This window comes from Sphingobium lignivorans (assembly GCF_014203955.1).
GTDB lineage: Bacteria > Pseudomonadota > Alphaproteobacteria > Sphingomonadales > Sphingomonadaceae > Sphingobium > Sphingobium lignivorans.
Genome location: NZ_JACHKA010000001.1, coordinates 2,624,273 through 2,640,813 on the forward strand (window position 1 = coordinate 2,624,273; position 16,541 = coordinate 2,640,813).

A 16,541-nucleotide genomic window follows, 5' to 3' on the forward strand; every position below is an offset into this window, starting at 1 on the left:
ATTCGGGCGAGCGTCCGTCCCCGCCAGACCCCGCTTCACGTCCGCATGGTGACGAGAAAAACGAGGTAGACAAGGTAAGCAAGCACGAAGCCGCCCCCTTCCGCCCGCGAGACGCGACGGCCGCTCAGAAACACCGGGATGCAAAGCAGCGCGAGGACGACGAGCAAGGGCATGTCGACACGCGACAACCAGGGGCCGATGGCGATGCCCTGCTCGGGTACTATGCAGGTGATGCCGAGAATGAAAAGGATATTGTAAGCGCTGCTGCCCAGAAGATTGCCGATCGCGATGTCCCGCGCGTTGCGGATCGTAGAGACGATCGTCGTCACTAGTTCCGGCGACGTGGTGCCGATCGCAACGATGGTTAGACCGATGAACGCATCCGAAACGCCCCATTGGCGGGCCAGTGCCACGGCGCCGTCCACCAGCCAATCGGCCCCGATCACGCTCGCCACGATGCCCAGCACGAGCAGGGCGAGGCTGAACAGCATGTCGGGCATCGGCGTCGGATCGGGCTCTGCCTGGAATTCTTCGGCAAAGACCATCCGGACCGCCATGCTCTCGCGCCGGGCCGTGCAGAGAATGACAGCAGTGTAGGCCAGCGCGGCCACGATCAGCATGGCGCCTTCCCTCCGCGTCAGAACGCTGTCCCACGCCATGCCCCACAGCATGAGCGAGGCGACCACGATCATCGGCAGATTGAGCCGGATGGTCTGCATGCGGATGTCGAGCGGCCGAATGACGGCGCTCAGGCCAAGGACGAACAGGATGTTGATCATGCTGGCGCCGACGATATTGCCGACTGACAGTTCGCCTTCGCCGCGCAGCGCCGAACTGACGCCGACCGCGAGTTCCGGCGTGCTGGTGCCGATCGCGACGACCGTGAGACCGATGACCAGCGGCGGCACACCGAGGCGCGCGGCAAGCTGGGTGCCGCCCCGCACGACGAACTCGGCACCCAGGACGAGCAGCAGCAGGCCCGCCGCGCACCAGAAGAGCGCCGTCATCGTTCAGTCACCCAGCGCGATCAGTCGAGGCGGCGACTGCGGACGAGCAAGGCATCACCCGGTACGGCATCGATGATCCGCCGCGCAGTACTGCCGATCAGCACTTCGTAAATGGCGCCGCCGCCATGGCTGCCTACCACGGTCAGGTCGGCCCGGCTGTCGTGCACATAATCGCTGAGCACAATCTCCGGCGCGCCGCGCTGGACGAGACCGACGGTACGCCGCCGGGCATCCTCGCTGATCTCCGCTTCCTTGAGGAAGCGGCTAACGGCTTCCTGCTCCATCTCGTGAAAGCGTCGGTCGGTCCCTTCCAAACCCAAATAGTTGGCGAAGGGCACTTCATAGCCATTGAACAACGTGAAGTCCGCCAAGGGGAAAAGTCGAGTCGCCCTCTCGAACGCCGCGCGGGACGGCGGCGAGAAATCGGTCGCGACCACGATCCTGCCATAAGGCGCGCGCACCCTGCTGCGCACAATCAGCAATGACGCGGAAGCCTTGCGCATCATGCGGTGGACCGTATCTCCCAGCAGGGGCTGATAAAGCGGATCGTCCCGGGCGATGCCCGTCACGATGAGCCCCGCGCCGAAACGCTCCGCCGCCGCAAGCACGACATCGGACGCCCGCCCCTCCTCGACATGCACGTCGATTTCCACCGGCTGGCCATCGAGCTGGCCATAGAGTTCCTCCCGCGCGCGATGGAGGGGATCCGCCGGACTGCGCCGCCGGGGACCATCCCACATGCGTCGCAGATCGCTCCCGCTCTCTCCCTCGACCGCGTGGACCGCGACGAGCCGCGCATCCCACAGCAAGGCCAGCTGAACCGCGCGATCGAGCGCGCGGTCGCAGCGCGCGCCGAGATCCGTCGCGAGAATGATCGTTGCAGGCGGATGCACACCACCGGAATGTTCCGTCGTCATTCGGTATTCCTTCCCGTCATCTCCGTCATTCCGTGAGCTCCTCGAACCAGCCGAGGCGCCGCATCAGCCGCTTTTCCATTTCCAGCACGAAAAACAACGCCACGCCGATGCCGATGATCAATGCCCCGTCCGCAAGCGTGAGAGGGCGGCTGCCGAAGATCTCGTTCATCACCGGCAGATACGTGAAAGCGAGCTGGCCCGCGACGACGGCAGCGATCGCAGCCAGCACCACCGGGGTGCCCAGCATGCCCCGCCAGGTGATCGAGCCGACATGCAGGTAGCGGACATTGAACAGGTAGAAGATCTCTCCGACGATCACCATGTTGACGACCATCGTACGGGCAACCTCGATATCGCGGCCCTGGCCCAGCGTCAGGAAGAAGACGCCCAGCGCCATCCCGGCGAACAGCAGCGACACGAGGACCACGCGCCACAGCAGGAAAGGCGACAGCAGCGGTGCATTCGATTTCCGTGGCGGGCGCCGCATGACGCCGGGCTCGGACGGTTCGAATGCCAGCGCGAGGCCAAGCGTGGCACCCAGGATGAGATTGACCCACAGGATCTGCGTTGCCGTCATCGGCAGCGCGAAGCCGGCGAAGATTGCCAGAATGACGATCAGCGCCTCGCCGCCATTGGTGGGGATCGTCCAGGCCGTGACCTTGCGGATATTGTCGTAGACCGTGCGCCCTTCGTGCACGGCGTTGACGATAGAGGCGAAATTGTCGTCCAGCAGCACCATCTGCGCCGCTTCCTTCGCTGCCTCGGTGCCCTTTCGGCCCATAGCGGTGCCGACATCGGCTTGCTTGAGCGACGGCGCATCGTTCACGCCATCGCCCGTCATGGCGACGATCGCCCCGTCCGATTGCAGGGCCCGCACGATCCGCAGCTTGTGCTCCGGGCTGGTGCGAGCGAACACCGAGACATCCCGGACAAGATCGGCAAGCTCGCCATCGGACAAGTCCTCGATCTGCGCCCCGGTCACGGCGCGCGGATCGTCGGCAATGCCGAGCTGTCGACCGATGGCGAGCGCAGTCGCCGCATGATCGCCGGTGATCATCTTCACGTCGATCCCCGCCGATCGGCACTGCGCGATGGCATCGACCGCTTCCGGCCGGGGCGGATCGATGAAGCCGATCAGGCCGAGCAGCTCGATTTCCGCGACATCCTCGAACGAGAGGCGCTGAAGCCCGGCGGGCTTGCGCAGGGCACCAAAGGCGAGGAGGCGCTCCCCCTCGCCCGCCGCTTCATCGATCCGCGCGTTCCAATATTCGAGATCGATGGGTGGCTTCGCCATGGCGAACAGCGCCTCGGGCGCACCCTTGACGAAAACGACCATCTCCCCCGTGGGCGAGCGATGCAGCGACGCCATGAAGCGGTGCGCGGCGTCGAATGGAATCTCGTCGATACGCGGCCATTCGGCCCGCACTTCCGTAGGCTCCAGCCCCGCCTTCATGGCGAGGGCGACGAGCGCGCCTTCCATGGGATCGCCATCGACCATCCAGTGCCCGGCGGATTCGCGCAGATGCGCATCGTTGCACAGCAACCCACAGCGCAGCATCGTCATCGCGGCATCCAGCGCTGCGGCGTCGTCATCGGCCCCCTGCGCGATGATCTCGCCCTCCGGCGCATAGCCGGCCCCGCCAACGAGCAACCTGTGCGCGGGCAGAATGAGCTGCCACGCGGTCATCTCGTTGCGGGTCAGTGTGCCGGTCTTGTCGGAGCAGATCACCGAAGTGGCGCCGAGCGTCTCGACTGCTGGAAGCTTGCGGATAACAGCATTGCGCGCAGCCATGCGGCGAACGCCGATAGCCAGCGTGATCGTGATGACCGCCGGCAGGCCCTCCGGGATCACCCCCACGGCAAGCGCGACGATGAAGATGAGCGCTTCGTCCCAGGCAAAGCCGCGGACCAGCACCGCGAAGGCGAAAAGCAGCACCGCCGCCACCAGCACGACCGCCGTGAAGTGCCGGGCAAAATGCTCGATCTGCCGAAGCAGGGGCGTGGTCAGTTCCTCCACCGACTGAAGCAGCTTGCTGATCCGGCCAATTTCGGTCCCGATACCGGTCTCGACGACGACGCCCGTGCCTTGCCCGGCCGCGACCAGCGTGCCGGAGAATGTCATATTGGTGCGATCGCCGAGCGGCGCGTCCGACACCACGGTGCCTTCATGCTTCTCCGCCGCGACGGATTCGCCGGTCAGCGCGGCCTCGTCGACCAACAACCCGCGTGCGCGGACCAACCGCATGTCAGCGGGCACGCGGTCGCCCGCCTCCAGCAGCACGATGTCGCCGGGCACCAGATCACGCACGCCCACCTGCGTGCGCACCCCGTCACGCAGCGCGAGTGCGTGCGGCGCGATCAGGTCCCGGATGGAATTGAGCGCCTGCTCGGCCTTGCCTTCCTGAATGAAGCCGACCGTCGCATTGACCAGCACGACGGCAAGAATGACCGCGGCATCAACCAGATGCCCGAGCAGCGTCGCGGCAACACCGCCCGCGAGCAGGAAATAGATGAGAGCGCTATGGAACTGCCGCAGAAAGCGGATGATCGGGCTTTGGGGTCGGGCGGCGGGCAGCGCATTGGGGCCATGAATAGCAAGGCGCCGCTGCGCATCCTCGGACGAAAGGCCCGTGGGCGTCGTGCCAAGCGCCGAAAACAGGCCTGCTTCCGGCATGCTGTGCCAAGCCTCGTTTCGCCGATCCTGCTTTGCAATCCGGGAAATGACCGCCTCCTTTTGCCGACACTGTTCCTGCAGATGCCGGGAGAAAAGCGGCCGATCCGCCCGTTTCGTCCGGTGGTATCATCATGACCCCACCGATAGGGCGTATGCAAGTGCTGGCAGAATAAGGATATTCCCGTAGAGCCAGCTGGCGCGGCGGTTCGGAAGTTCGCGAGAAGGGAGGCGGGGAGCCTCGATAAGGACAGGTCAGTCGCCTGTCAGCGCTGCGACTAGGGCGCGGACTTTCTTCTGTCGCCACTGCGGCAGGGGCGCGATGAGCCAGTAGCCGGGGCCGGGCCGCGACTCGCCGACGATCTCCACGCGACCTGCAGCGACATCCGCTCCGGCCAGCAGGGCGGGCACGCAGGCACGGCCGAAGCCGCTGGCGGCGGCATCGATGGCGAGGCCCGCATCGCCGACGCGCATGACTGCCTGACCATCCGCGATCGGACAGCCGGGCCAGGCGATCTGCGCATCGAGGCCGTGGCCACCGGGTGCCTGCACAGTCACGAACCGCCCCTCGCCGAGCGCGATGCCTTCATGCTGACCCGGACCATCGGCGAGGCAGATGGCCAGATCCAGATTGGCCTCGGTAAAGTCGAGCGCGTCGTCGGCCGCGACCAGCAGGAAATGAAGCCCCGGCTCGGCATCGGCATGGACGGCGAGACGCTCGCTTAGCCATTTGGCGGTGAGATCGCGCGGGGCGGCAATGGCGAGGTGCTGGGAGCTCTGCCCGGCCTGCATCGCCCGGACCGATTCCTCCAGCTCCAGAAAGCCACCCCGCAGAGCCGGCAGGCCCGCCTCCGCCTCCGGCGTCAGCTCCAGCCCGCGCGGCGTGCGGCGGAACAGGACGACGCCCAGCAGGTCCTCAAGCGCACGGATCTGCTGGCCGACCGCCGCCGGCGTGACCGCAAGCTCGTCCGCTGCGCGCGTGAAGGAAAGATGGCGCGCCGCTGCGTCGAACACGCGCAGGCCGTTCAATGGCAGATGCGTTCGCTTCAATTCGACACCGCCGGGGCCAGAAGCGCGAAGCGAGGTATCTCCACCTCAATGATACTGCCGCCCGCCTCGAGCATGATGTAGCTGCCCTCCATCCAGCCGGTCGGCGTGGTGAGCGGGCAACCGGACACATAATCATAGGAAGCGCCGGGCTGGATCACCGGCTCCTCACCCACGACGCCGCGTCCCTCGCGCTTGTAGATGGCCCCTCGCCCGTCCGCGATGGTCCAGCGGCGCGTGAGGAGCTGCACCGGCGAAGCGCGGCTGTTCTCGATGCGGATATGATAGGCCCAGAACCATTTGCCCATGTCCGGCTCCGATTGCTCGGCCAGAAAGGCGACAGACACGCGCACGGTGATGTCGTGCGTCGTCTCTGCATAAGGGAAGAAGGCGTCCATCATGCAGCATCCCATGAGCCGTCCCCGGGGTCGACCCTAGTCAAAGGCCCACGGCGGTCAATGCCTGATCCAGATCGTCGATGATATCCTGCGGATCCTCGAGGCCGACATTGATGCGCACCATGCCTTCCTCGACCCCCGCCTCGGCGCGACCGACGGGGCCCATATTGTTATGCGTCGTCGAGGCCGGATGACACAGCAAGGTCCGGGAATCCCCGATATTGTTGGAGATGTCCGCCAGCTCAAGACCATTGAGCATGGCCATCGCCTGCGCGCGATCCTCCAGGATGAAGGAGAAGATCGGCCCTGCCGCCGTCATCTGGCTCATCGCCAGATCGTGCTGTGGATGCGTCGGAAGGCCCGGATAGAGGATGCGCGGCACCCGCTTCTCCAGGAAGCGCGCCACTTTCATCGCATTCTCGGACTGGCGATGCGCGCGCAGGTCCAGCGTCTCCAGCCCCTTGAGGACCACCCACGCGTTGAAGGGCGAGCAGACGGGCCCCGTGTTCCGCTGGAAAGGCGAGAGCTTGCCGTTGATCCATTCGTCCGTGCCGCAGACAGCACCCGCCAGCACCCGGCCCTGCCCGTCCATCAGCTTGGTCGCGCTGTAGGCAACGACATCCGCGCCGAACTCCAGCGGCCGCTGGAGGACCGGCGTCGCAAAGGCATTGTCGACCACCGTGGTGATCCCATGCGCCCGCGCCAGCCCGCAGACATGCGCCAGATCCACCACGTCCATGGTGGGATTGGCGGGCGTCTCGAAGAAGAAAGCCTTCGTATTGGACTGGATCGCCTTCTCCCACGCATCATTGTCACGCGCATCGACGATACTGTGCGTGATGCCGAAGCGATTGAGCACATTGTCCAAAATCCAGCGGCACGAACCGAAAGCGGCACGGCCTGCGACCACATGGTCTCCCCCGCTCAGCATGCAGAGCAGTGCGCTCGTCATCGCCGCCATGCCGGACGCCTGCACCTTGCACGCCTCTGCGCCTTCCATCAGCGCGATGCGCTCTTCCAGCATCTGCACCGTAGGGTTCTGGAAGCGCGAATATTGCATGCCCGACGCTTCCCCGGCGAACCGGGCGGCCACCGTTTCCGCGTCGTCGTAGCAATAACCCGAGGTGAGGAAGATCGCTTCGCTCGTTTCGCCCTGCTCGGATCGCCATGTGCCGCCGCGTACGGCACGGGTCGCCGCGCGCCAGCGACTTGTGAGGGATCGGTCCTGTCCGCTATGCTTCTTCATGCGGCCGCTTCTAGCCGCTCACCCCGCGCGGTCAATCCGGCGCAAACATGAGAGATGCGGACGCCACCATGACCGCACAGGCCGCCAGACCCTTCATCGCGCCCGGTTGGCGCGATGTCGCCATCGCCGCATGCTTCTCGGCAACCGCTCTCGCCCTGTTCCTTTTTCGCCTGGGCGACCCGGCAAAGATCAATTTCGACGAAAGCCATTATGTGCCGGCGGCGCGAATCCTGGCCGCCTTTTCCGGCCTGCCCAATCCCGAACATCCGCCGCTCGGCAAGCTGCTGATCGGCGCTGGCATGGCGATTCTCGGCGACAATCCGCTGGGCTGGCGAATCATGAGCGCGCTGTTCGGCGCGGCATTGGTCGGGGCTGGAGTGATGGCCGCGCGCTGGCTGCTCGGCACCCGGCCGGCAGCGGTCATGACCGGCTCGCTGCTGCTGCTCAGCCCCATGCTGTTCGTGCAAGCCCGCATCGCCATGCTCGACATCTTCATGGCGAGCTTTCTCATGCTCGCCTTCTGGATGCTGGCGGCGGCGGGCCGCACCGGCTTTCGTCATCGCTGGCGGCTGGTACTGGCGGGCATTTTCCTCGGCCTCGCCACTGCCTGCAAATGGACGGCGATCCCGCTCGTCGGCGTGGCCCTCATGCTCTGGCTCGCGGTGCGCCCACGTCTCGGCACCCCCCGCTCGCTCGCGGCAAGGCCCGTGCCTTTCCTGGAGGGATTGTTCTGGCTCGGCCCGTTCGCCGTGCTCATCTATCTTGCGACTTTCCTGCCGCTCGGCTGGCTCGAGACGGGCGCGGTGCCGCCATGGCGGATCGTCCACCAGCAGTTCGAGATGCTTCGCCTGCAGAGCGCGCCGATGGCTTCGCACGGCTATCAGAGCCAATGGTGGCAATGGGTGCTGAGCATCCGGCCGATCTGGTATTTCTACGAGCCGATCGACGGTATCCAGCGCGGCGTGCTGCTGATCGGCAATCCCGCGATCAGCTGGGGCGGCCTCGTCGCCCTGATCGCATGCCTGTACGCGGGGCTGAGGCAAAGCGCATGGCCCCTGTTGATCGTGGTGCTGCTCTGGGCTGCCTCTCTCGGCTTCTTCATCGTCATCCCCAAGCCGGTGATGTTCTATTATCATTATTTCCCGGCCTCGCTGCTGCTCTGCTTCGCGATCGCCGGCGCGCTCGACCACTGGTTCTGGCAGCGCGGGAACAGGCTGGCGCCGGCCCTGTGCGTCGGCTTCGCGGCGTTTCTGTTCGCCGAATTCTATCCGATCATTTCCGCCGCGCCGCTGAGCGACCCGCAGGATTTCAATCGCTGGATGTGGCTGGACAGCTGGCGATAGAGCGCTCGGGGATATCGGACACGCCGGCCAGTGCGCCCCCCAGCCTTCACATCGGCGGCGGCGTCTGCCCCGCCAGCACCGTGGCGGCCTGACTCATGTCCAGATTACCGCCGGAGAGGATGACGGCGACTTTCCGGCCCTGCATCGCTTCCCGCTCCTGCATCAGCGCGGCCATGGCGGCGGCGCCGGCGCCTTCGGCGAGATTATGGGTATCCTGCCAGAGCACGCGAATCGCCTCGGCGATCTCGTCATCGTCGACCGCGACGAAGCGCTCGGCGCGCGACGTCAGATAATCCAGCGCGGCCTGAACCGGCGTGCAAACCGCGATGCCGTCCGCGAAGGTATGCGCCGTCTCGGTGCCGATCAGGCGGCCCTGCTCGAAGCTCTGCTTGGCGCCGTCAACGGCCGAGGACACCACCCCGACGACCTTCGTCGCCAGCCCCAGCGCATCGCGCGCGGCAATGGTGCCGCACAGCCCCGAGCCGCAGCCGACCGGAACATAGACCGTATCGAGATCCGGCACGGCGGCCAGCAGTTCCAGCCCGTAGCTCGCGACACCGCGCACAAGCTGTTCGTGAAAGGCCGGCACCATGAACAGGCCATATTGAGCGGCACGCGCCATCGCTTCCGCCTTCGCCTCGTCAAATGTCGCGCCATGCTCGATCAGATCGGCGCCAAACGCGCGCATGGCGGCATTCTTCTCACGGGCATTGCCGAACGGCACGACGATCGTAGCCGAAAGGCCCGCCGCCCGCGCCGCGCGCACCTGCGCCTGGCCATGATTGCCCCGCGTCGCGGTGATGATGCCCTTCACCTCCGGGTGCGTGCGCCGCAGCCAGTCCATGTAAGTGATCGCGCCGCGCGCCTTGAAAGCGCCGGTGGGCGTGTGATTCTCATGCTTCACCCAGACCTCGCAGCCCAGCCGCCGGGCCAGCAGGGGCCACGCGAACTGCGCGGTGGGTGCCATCTGCGCATGGACGAGCGCAGCGGCATCGCGCAGCGAGGCAGGCGAGACGTCCATGACTAGAGCGCGGCCAGAACCGCGTCACCCATGGCGCTGGTCGACATGGTGCCGCCAAGATCGGCCGTGCGTGCGCCGCTCGCCAGCGCCTTGCCGACGGCAGCCTCGATCCGGTCCGCAGCCTCGGCCTGCCCCAGCGAGAAGCGCAGCATCATCGCGGCCGACAGGATCGTCGCGAGCGGATTGGCCTTGCCCTGCCCGGCGATATCCGGCGCGGACCCATGGATGGGCTCGTAAAGTCCCTTGCCGTTCGCATCGAGCGAAGCGGAAGCCAGCATGCCGATGGAACCCACGCACATGCTCGCCTGATCGGACAGGATGTCGCCGAACAGATTGCCGGTCACGATCACGTCGAACTGGCCGGGATTGCGCACGAGCTGCATCGCGGCATTGTCCACATACATGTGGCTGAGCGCGACATCCGTATATTCCGTCGCCACCTCGATGACGATGTCGCGCCAGAGCTGGCTCGTCTCCAGCACATTTGCCTTGTCCACCGAGCAGAGCAGGCCGCGCCGTGCCCGTGCCGCCCGGAACGCGCTGTGCGCGATGCGGCGCACCTCGGCCTCGTTGTAGGACATGATGTCATAGCCTTCGCGCAGCCCATCCTCGGTGCGGCGCATGCCTTTCTCGCCGAAATAGACGTCGCCGTTCAGTTCGCGCACGATCAGCAGATCGATCGCCTCGGCGACTTCGCGGCGCAGGGTGGACGCATCGGCTAGCTCGGGGAACATCTTCGCCGGGCGCAGGTTCGAGAACAGGTTCAGTTCCTTGCGCAAGCCAAGGATCGCCTGCTCCGGGCGCAGGGAACGCTCCAGCGTGTCGCAGCGCGGATCGCCCACGGCGCCGAACAGGATGGCATCGGCCCGACGCGCCAGCGAAAGCGTCTCGGGCGGCAGGGGGTGCCCATATTCGTGATAGCCCGCGCCGCCGACCAGCGCGTCCTCATAAGCAAGGCCGGGGATCGCCAGCGCATCGAGCACGCGCTTTGCCTCCGCCACGACTTCGGGGCCAATGCCGTCTCCGGGAAGCAGCGCGATCAACATGGAGCTCACCTTATCTTGTGCCCCGCACGCGCGGGAATGGGGAAGGGCCATAATGGCGGCGAACGCTCTCACGCAACCGCTCTTTTGAGCCGCTCGATCAGGCGCTCGCGCGCGGCGAGCACGTCCTGCCGGCGCGGATCGAAAAGATTCTGGAGGAGGAAATGGCCGGTGAGCGAGAAGCCGGCGAGGATCTCCGGCCAGCCGGCCTCGCCGCCCTGGGTGAGGAAAGCAGGCAAGGGCAGCAACCGCTCCTGCCGCCCGCCTGCCCCTTCCTCGGTCACCGCCCGGCCGGTGCGCGGGCTGATCCAGACGAGCCCCTCGCGCGCGCCGGTGACGGCACATTCGGCCAGATCGAGCCCGAAGCCGAGTTCAGCGAGCAGCAATTGCTCGTAGCGCACCAGCGCCACGGCCCAGCCGCGCGCGGCCGGGGCGGCTTCCACGGCGTCCAGCACCGCGCCGAGCCCGCTCCAGAGCGAGGGATAAGGCTGATGCTCGGGCAATGTCGCGGCCGTGAGCGCGCAGGCCCAGTCGATGGCCGCCGCCGGCAAGGGCTCTGCAAGCAGCGGACCGCGGCTGCGCTCCAGCTCGAGCGAGAGGCTGGCGAGTTGCTCCGCCGTCCGGGCGCGGAAGAGACCGCGCACGACATTGCCGGGAATCAGCACCGGCCGCAGCCGGCTCGATCGTCCGCCCTGCACATAGCCGGCCATGAGCCCTGCCTCCTCCGTCAGCGCGCGCACGATCGCACCGTGCTCGCCATGCGGCCGGACCGCGCAGATGATGGCCGTAGCGGCAAGGCTGGTCATCGCCCTTCCTTACCCGGCCTTCGCGCGATCGCGAAGAGCGGGACGATTGACCGGCGCGCGCTTTCCCGCAATGGCGGCGGCAACTGGTAATGAAAGGAGCGGCAGGTGCAGCGAATCATGCGTTGGGGCATCGCGGGAATGGCGGCCGCGACTCTGGGCGCCCTCGCCTTCGCGCAGGACGAGCCGAGCGCCCCCGACGTCGCGCAAAGTGCGCAGTGGCACAATCAGCAGGCGCTCGCTCTGGCGAAGCTGCACTGGCAGGATGGCTGGCGAGTGCTGCCCGGCGGACTGCGCTGGCGACCGGTCAGTGGCGACGGCTCGGGAGTTCATCCGACTGTCGAGGATGCGGTGACGCTCCATTATGAGGGCCGCCTCGTCGACGGCACGGTGTTCGACAGCAGCTACGCGCGCGGCGAACCGGCCACCTTCCCGCTCGGCCGGCTCATCAAGGCTTGGCAGATGGCGGTGCCGCAGATGGGCCTGGGCGACACAATCGAGATCGCGGTGCCGGCAGAGCTGGGCTATGGCCCCCGCGGCAAGGGCCCGATACCGGGCGGCGCGACCATGTTCTTCAAGATCGAGCTGCTCGGCATCGAGGGCCGGTAAAAGGCGCTTTCGCCCGGCGTCAGGCTGCCGCGATGATCGGCGCGAACTTCGCGGCTGAGAGGCTGGCGCCGCCGACCAGCGCGCCGTCGACATTGTCGAGATGAAGGATATCGGCCGCATTGTCGCCCGAGACCGAGCCGCCATAGAGAATGCGCATCGCCTGCCCGTCCGCGCCCAGCGCTTCCACCAGGGCGTCACGAAGCGCGCCATGCATGGCGGCTATCTGCGCCGGGGTAGCGACCTTGCCGGTGCCGATCGCCCAGACTGGCTCATAGGCGATGGTCAGCCAGCCCGAACCCGCGCCTTCCGGCAAGGATGCCAGCAGCTGATCGACCACCCAGCCATGGGCGGCCTCGTCGCCCTGCTCGCGCGTATCGAGCGTCTCGCCCACGCACAGCACCACCTCGAGCCCGTGCTGGCTGGCGCGCGCGGCCTTGGCGGCGACATCCGCATTGGTCTCATGCTGATAAGTGCGCCGTTCGCTGTGGCCGACGAGCGTACCGCCCGCGCCGGCACCCAGCAGCATGGGCGCGGAGATGCATCCCGTGAACGCGCCCGCTTCTTCCTGATGGCAATCCTGCCCGCCGACAAGGACGGTCCCGGCGAGCGGCGCGGCGGCAGAAATGAGCGTCGCGGGCAGAAACAGCGCCACGTCGATATCCGGACGCCCTGCAGCCAGCTCCCCAATGGCCGAAACCTCGCCGAGCTGCGCCTTCAGCCCGTTCATCTTCCAGTTTCCCGCGATCAGCTTGCGCCTGCCGGTCATCGTCCGAACTCTCCTCTCGCTGTCCAGTCTTCCACGATACAGTCGGTCCGGATGGACGGCGCGGGCGGCTTTGTCCAGTGCTTCCACCCGCATTGCCCGCTTGATGCCGCTGGTGCGCGGCCCTAAAGCGACCGGACCTTTCCTTCCCGCCAGCTCCTGGACCCTACGACATGAATTTCTTCCGGCGCATCCTCAAGTCCAAGTTCGGCGGGGTGTTCGCGGCCGTGTTTCTTGGCCTGATCGCGCTCGCCTTCGTCTCGGGGGACCTCACCTCGGGCGGCATGAACCTGTTCGGCCCCTCCTCCGCCGAGGTGGCGAAGATCGGCGGACGGACCATCACCGTCAACGACGTGCAGACCCGCACGCAGATGGTGTTCGAGCGGATGCGCAACGAAAACCCCGCCCTCACCATGGACCAGTTCCTCGCCGAAGGCGGACTGCGCAACGTGGCGAGCGAGATGATCGCGATGCAATCGCTCATCGCTTATGGCGAGAAGCACGGAATGCAGATCAGCAAGGCGCTGATCGACGCCGAGATCGCATCCAATCCCGCCTTCGTGGACGCGACCGGCAATTTCAGCGAGACCGTGTTCCGCCAGATGCTGGCCCAACAAGGCATTGCCGAGAAGGATCTGCGCGAGGACATCATCGCCAGCATCGTCCAGCGACAGATGCTGGCGCCGGTGAGTGCCGGCGCGCGGACGCCCGCCAGCATGGTCCCGCCTTATGCGGCGATGCTGATCGAGGAACGCAGCGGCGAGATGATCTCCATTCCCTCCGCGGCCTTCGCACCCTCGACGCCGCCGGGCGATGCCGAGCTGCAGGCTTATTACCGCAGCAATCCCGGCCAGTTCACGGTGCCCGAACAGCGCAAGCTGCGCTATGCGACAGTGAACCTCTCGCGTTTCGAGGCCCAGGCCGCCCCGACGGAGGAAGAGCTTGCGCAGGCCTACAAGGCACGGTCGCAGGAATTTCAGGCGCGGCAGACGCGCGACGTGAGCCAGCTCATTCTCGCCACCGAGAACGCGGCCCGCGACGCCGCCGCCAAGGCCAAGGCCGGAACCCCGCTCGCCGATGTGGCGCGCGGGCTCGGCCTCGCCGCCACGCGGATGGACGGGCAGGACGAGAAGGCGCTTGCCAACCAGACGACGCCGGAGATCGCCAAAGCCGTCTATGCTGCCGCGAAGGACGCCGTGATCGGCCCGGTGCGCTCACCGCTCGGTTGGGCGGTAGTGCGGGTGGAGGACGTGCGCGCCGTGCCGGGCAAGACGCTCGATCAGGCCCGCGCGGAGCTTACAGCCGAACTCCGCAAGTCCAAGGAACAGCAGCTTTTCAGCGCCTTCCTGAACGACATCGACGGCAAGATCGGCGAAGGCCTCAGCTTCGCCGAACTGGCCAAGGCGCACAACCTGACGATGGTCGAGACCCCGCTCGTCCTCAAGGACGGTACGGCGCTGCGCGATCCGGCCTTCAAGGCCGACGCGACGCTTGCCGCACTGCTCGACCAGGGCTTCTCCATGTCGGCCGACGATGATGCGCAGGTCGTCTCGGTAAAGCCCGATGAGGAAGCCGCCATTCTCGCGGTCGAGGACGTGGTAGCAGAGGGCCCGCCGCCGTTCAACGAAGTGAAGTCCGCCGTGCAGGTCGCATGGGGCCTTTCCAAGGGCGCGGAGCGCGCGCGCCAGCTCGCCACGCAGCTCGCTGCGGAACTGGGCAAGGGCGCCGACCCTGCCGCTGTGCTCGCCAAGCTCGGGCTCGCGCAGCAAGCGGAACGCCAGACACTCTCGGTCCGCCGGGCCGACATCAACAATCGTGAAGACGGCCGCATCCCGCCGCCACTCGAAGCCCTGTTCACCATCAAGGTCGGCGCAACGCGCTTGCTGCCGCTGGAGAACAACCAGGGCTTCTCGGTCGTGCGCCTGGACAAGATCACCCCCAACGATCCCTCACAGGTGCCGCAGCTGCTGGCTTCGACCCGCGCCGGGCTCAGCAATGTGCTGGGTGGCGAATATGCTCGCCAGTTCATGGTCGCCGTCCAGAAGGAGCTGGGCGTCCAGAGAAACGAATCCGCGCTGGCGGCAGTCGAGAAAGCCTTGCGCAGCGCGAATGGCGGCGGCGAATAGGACCGGCGCTTGACCCGGAGCACCAGCAGCATGGAGGCCGCGCGCGCGGCACTTTCCCGAGGGCGGCCGGCGCTGCTTTGGCAACGCGTCATCGCCGACACCGAGACCCCCGTCTCGGCGGCGCTCAAGCTCATCGAACCGGAACGCGGGGACTTCATCCTCGAATCCGTGGAGGGCGGCGCGGTGCGCGGGCGCTTCAGCCTCATCGGCCTGGCACCGGACCTTGTCTTCCGCGCCACGGGCCGCACGAGCGAGATCAACCGGGACTGGCAGACCGATCGGGAAGCCTTCACGCCGCTCGGCACCGATCCGCTCGATGCCCTGCGCGCGCTCGTCGCCGAATGCCGGGCCGAAGTCGACCCCGAGCTGCCGCCGGCGCTTGCCTGCCTCGTGGGCTATTTCGCCTATGAGACGATCGGCCTTGTGGAGAAGCTCCCGCGCCCTGCGGACAATGGCCTGGGCACGCCGGACATGCTGTTCGTGCGCCCTACGGTCGTGCTGGTCTTTGACCGTCTGGCCGATGCGTTGACCATCGTCGCACCGGTCTGGTCAGCGCAGGCAGACCAGATCGACCGCGCGCTGGCGGCGGCGCAGGACCGGATCGAGCAGACCGCCGCCCGGCTCGCCCGCCCCCTCCCACGCGCACAGGCGCCGGACTTCGACCCCGCAGACATCGCGGTGGAGCCAGTCCTCGGGCCCGGTCGTTATGCGGACATGGTGCGGGCGGCGAAGGATTATATCGTCGCGGGCGATATCTTCCAGGTCGTGCTGGCGCAGCGCTTTACCACACCCTTCACGCTGCCGCCGATCGATCTCTATCGCGCCCTGCGACGGATCAACCCGTCGCCCTTCCTCTACCATCTCGACTTGCCCGGCTTCGCGCTCACCGGATCCAGCCCGGAAATCCTCGTGCGGGTGCGCGACGGGGAAGTCACGATCCGGCCGATCGCGGGGACGCGTCCGCGCGGCCGCGCCGCGACGGAGGATGCCGCGAACCGCGATTCCCTGCTGGACGATCCCAAGGAACGGGCCGAGCATCTCATGCTGCTGGACCTCGGCCGCAATGACGTGGGCCGCGTGGCCGCCGCCGGCAGCGTGACGGTGACGGACAGCTACATGGTGGAGTTCTACAGCCATGTGATGCACATCGTCTCGAATGTCGTGGGCCGCCTCGCGCCGGGCAAGGATGCCCTGGACGCGCTGTTTGCCGGCTTCCCCGCAGGCACGGTATCCGGCGCGCCCAAGGTGCGGGCCTGCGAGATCATCGCCGAGCTGGAACCCGAGACGCGCGGCCCTTATGCGGGCGGCGTCGGCTATTTCTCGCCAGACGGGAACATGGATAGCTGCATCGTCCTGCGCACCGCGCTGGTGAAGGACGGCGTGCTCCATGCGCAGGCGGGCGCCGGCATCGTGGCGGACTCAGAGCCCGCCTACGAGCAGCGCGAATGCGAGCACAAGTCCGGCGCGCTGTTCGCGGCGGCGCGCGAGGCCGTCCAGATCGCACGCGAGGGCCGGTTCGGGCAGTAGCCGCGATCCGTCAAAAGATG

Annotated in this window: 14 protein-coding genes; 4 read left to right on the plus strand and 10 right to left on the minus strand. The window is 66.9% G+C overall.

Annotated elements, in window-relative coordinates; genetic code table 11:
- Positions 1 to 35: 35 nt before the first annotated feature.
- From HNP60_RS12140 to HNP60_RS12165, 6 genes are all read right to left on the minus strand, one after another.
- Positions 36 to 1,007, minus strand: coding sequence for a calcium/sodium antiporter (locus tag HNP60_RS12140; RefSeq protein WP_184154068.1), 972 nt, complete (start codon positions 1,005 to 1,007; stop codon positions 36 to 38).
- 20 nt (positions 1,008 to 1,027) lie between these two features.
- A complete protein-coding gene (locus tag HNP60_RS12145) occupies positions 1,028 to 1,924 on the minus strand; it encodes a universal stress protein (protein WP_184154070.1) in 897 nt (298 codons plus the stop codon).
- 25 nt (positions 1,925 to 1,949) lie between these two features.
- Complete coding sequence (locus HNP60_RS12150; RefSeq protein WP_184154072.1) at positions 1,950 to 4,598, minus strand: HAD-IC family P-type ATPase; 2,649 nt, start codon at positions 4,596 to 4,598, stop codon at positions 1,950 to 1,952.
- 252 nt (positions 4,599 to 4,850) lie between these two features.
- On the minus strand, positions 4,851 to 5,645 hold the full coding sequence (locus HNP60_RS12155; protein WP_184154074.1) for a LysR family transcriptional regulator: 795 nt from the start codon (positions 5,643 to 5,645) through the stop codon (positions 4,851 to 4,853).
- The gene (gene apaG, locus HNP60_RS12160) at positions 5,642 to 6,040 is read right to left on the minus strand and encodes a Co2+/Mg2+ efflux protein ApaG (protein ID WP_184053400.1); all 399 of its coding nucleotides are present in this window, start codon (positions 6,038 to 6,040) and stop codon (positions 5,642 to 5,644) included. The genes HNP60_RS12155 and apaG overlap by 4 nt, the downstream gene beginning before the upstream one ends.
- A 40-nt stretch (positions 6,041 to 6,080) precedes the next feature.
- Positions 6,081 to 7,286 (minus strand): trans-sulfuration enzyme family protein, encoded by a 1,206-nt coding sequence (locus HNP60_RS12165; protein ID WP_184154076.1) that lies wholly within the window; start codon positions 7,284 to 7,286, stop codon positions 6,081 to 6,083.
- Between the two features lie 68 nt (positions 7,287 to 7,354).
- On the opposite strand from HNP60_RS12165, the gene HNP60_RS12170 reads away from it, so the two are divergent.
- Positions 7,355 to 8,629 (plus strand): glycosyltransferase family 39 protein, encoded by a 1,275-nt coding sequence (locus tag HNP60_RS12170; protein ID WP_184154078.1) that lies wholly within the window; start codon positions 7,355 to 7,357, stop codon positions 8,627 to 8,629.
- Positions 8,630 to 8,675: 46 nt separating this feature from the next.
- Here the strand turns inward: HNP60_RS12170 and HNP60_RS12175 are convergent, their stop codons facing one another.
- The 3 genes from HNP60_RS12175 to recO form a co-directional block, all read right to left on the minus strand.
- Positions 8,676 to 9,650 (minus strand): threonine dehydratase, encoded by a 975-nt coding sequence (locus HNP60_RS12175; RefSeq protein WP_184154081.1) that lies wholly within the window; start codon positions 9,648 to 9,650, stop codon positions 8,676 to 8,678.
- A gap of 2 nt (positions 9,651 to 9,652) precedes the next feature.
- The gene (gene leuB / locus HNP60_RS12180; protein WP_184154083.1) at positions 9,653 to 10,696 is read right to left on the minus strand and encodes a 3-isopropylmalate dehydrogenase; all 1,044 of its coding nucleotides are present in this window, start codon (positions 10,694 to 10,696) and stop codon (positions 9,653 to 9,655) included.
- Between the two features lie 68 nt (positions 10,697 to 10,764).
- Complete coding sequence (gene recO, locus HNP60_RS12185) at positions 10,765 to 11,499, minus strand: DNA repair protein RecO (RefSeq protein ID WP_184154085.1); 735 nt, start codon at positions 11,497 to 11,499, stop codon at positions 10,765 to 10,767.
- 117 nt (positions 11,500 to 11,616) lie between these two features.
- Between recO and HNP60_RS12190 the strand changes: the two genes are divergently transcribed.
- Positions 11,617 to 12,105, plus strand: coding sequence for an FKBP-type peptidyl-prolyl cis-trans isomerase (locus HNP60_RS12190; RefSeq protein ID WP_184053398.1), 489 nt, complete (start codon positions 11,617 to 11,619; stop codon positions 12,103 to 12,105).
- Positions 12,106 to 12,124: 19 nt separating this feature from the next.
- On the opposite strand, the gene tpiA is transcribed toward HNP60_RS12190, so the two are convergent.
- On the minus strand, positions 12,125 to 12,871 hold the full coding sequence (tpiA, locus tag HNP60_RS12195) for a triose-phosphate isomerase (protein ID WP_184154087.1): 747 nt from the start codon (positions 12,869 to 12,871) through the stop codon (positions 12,125 to 12,127).
- 170 nt (positions 12,872 to 13,041) lie between these two features.
- Between tpiA and HNP60_RS12200 the strand changes: the two genes are divergently transcribed.
- Both HNP60_RS12200 and HNP60_RS12205 read left to right on the plus strand, forming a co-directional pair.
- Positions 13,042 to 14,994, plus strand: coding sequence for a peptidylprolyl isomerase (locus HNP60_RS12200; protein ID WP_184154089.1), 1,953 nt, complete (start codon positions 13,042 to 13,044; stop codon positions 14,992 to 14,994).
- Positions 14,995 to 15,024: 30 nt separating this feature from the next.
- Positions 15,025 to 16,521, plus strand: coding sequence for an anthranilate synthase component I family protein (locus tag HNP60_RS12205; protein WP_184157027.1), 1,497 nt, complete (start codon positions 15,025 to 15,027; stop codon positions 16,519 to 16,521).
- Positions 16,522 to 16,541 lie beyond the last annotated feature (20 nt).

Coding starts and splice junctions, on each gene's coding strand:
- HNP60_RS12165 (WP_184154076.1), bottom strand. CDS start 7,286: ATGAAGAAGCATAGCGGACAGGACCGATCCCTCACAAGTCGCTGGCGC.
- apaG (WP_184053400.1), bottom strand. CDS start 6,040: ATGGACGCCTTCTTCCCTTATGCAGAGACGACGCACGACATCACCGTG.
- HNP60_RS12140 (WP_184154068.1), bottom strand. CDS start 1,007: ATGACGGCGCTCTTCTGGTGCGCGGCGGGCCTGCTGCTGCTCGTCCTG.
- HNP60_RS12170 (WP_184154078.1), top strand. CDS start 7,355: ATGACCGCACAGGCCGCCAGACCCTTCATCGCGCCCGGTTGGCGCGAT.
- HNP60_RS12175 (WP_184154081.1), bottom strand. CDS start 9,650: ATGGACGTCTCGCCTGCCTCGCTGCGCGATGCCGCTGCGCTCGTCCAT.
- HNP60_RS12190 (WP_184053398.1), top strand. CDS start 11,617: ATGCGTTGGGGCATCGCGGGAATGGCGGCCGCGACTCTGGGCGCCCTC.
- recO (WP_184154085.1), bottom strand. CDS start 11,499: ATGACCAGCCTTGCCGCTACGGCCATCATCTGCGCGGTCCGGCCGCAT.
- leuB (WP_184154083.1), bottom strand. CDS start 10,696: ATGTTGATCGCGCTGCTTCCCGGAGACGGCATTGGCCCCGAAGTCGTG.
- HNP60_RS12205 (WP_184157027.1), top strand. CDS start 15,025: ATGGAGGCCGCGCGCGCGGCACTTTCCCGAGGGCGGCCGGCGCTGCTT.
- tpiA (WP_184154087.1), bottom strand. CDS start 12,871: ATGACCGGCAGGCGCAAGCTGATCGCGGGAAACTGGAAGATGAACGGG.
- HNP60_RS12145 (WP_184154070.1), bottom strand. CDS start 1,924: ATGACGACGGAACATTCCGGTGGTGTGCATCCGCCTGCAACGATCATT.
- HNP60_RS12200 (WP_184154089.1), top strand. CDS start 13,042: ATGAATTTCTTCCGGCGCATCCTCAAGTCCAAGTTCGGCGGGGTGTTC.
- HNP60_RS12150 (WP_184154072.1), bottom strand. CDS start 4,598: ATGCCGGAAGCAGGCCTGTTTTCGGCGCTTGGCACGACGCCCACGGGC.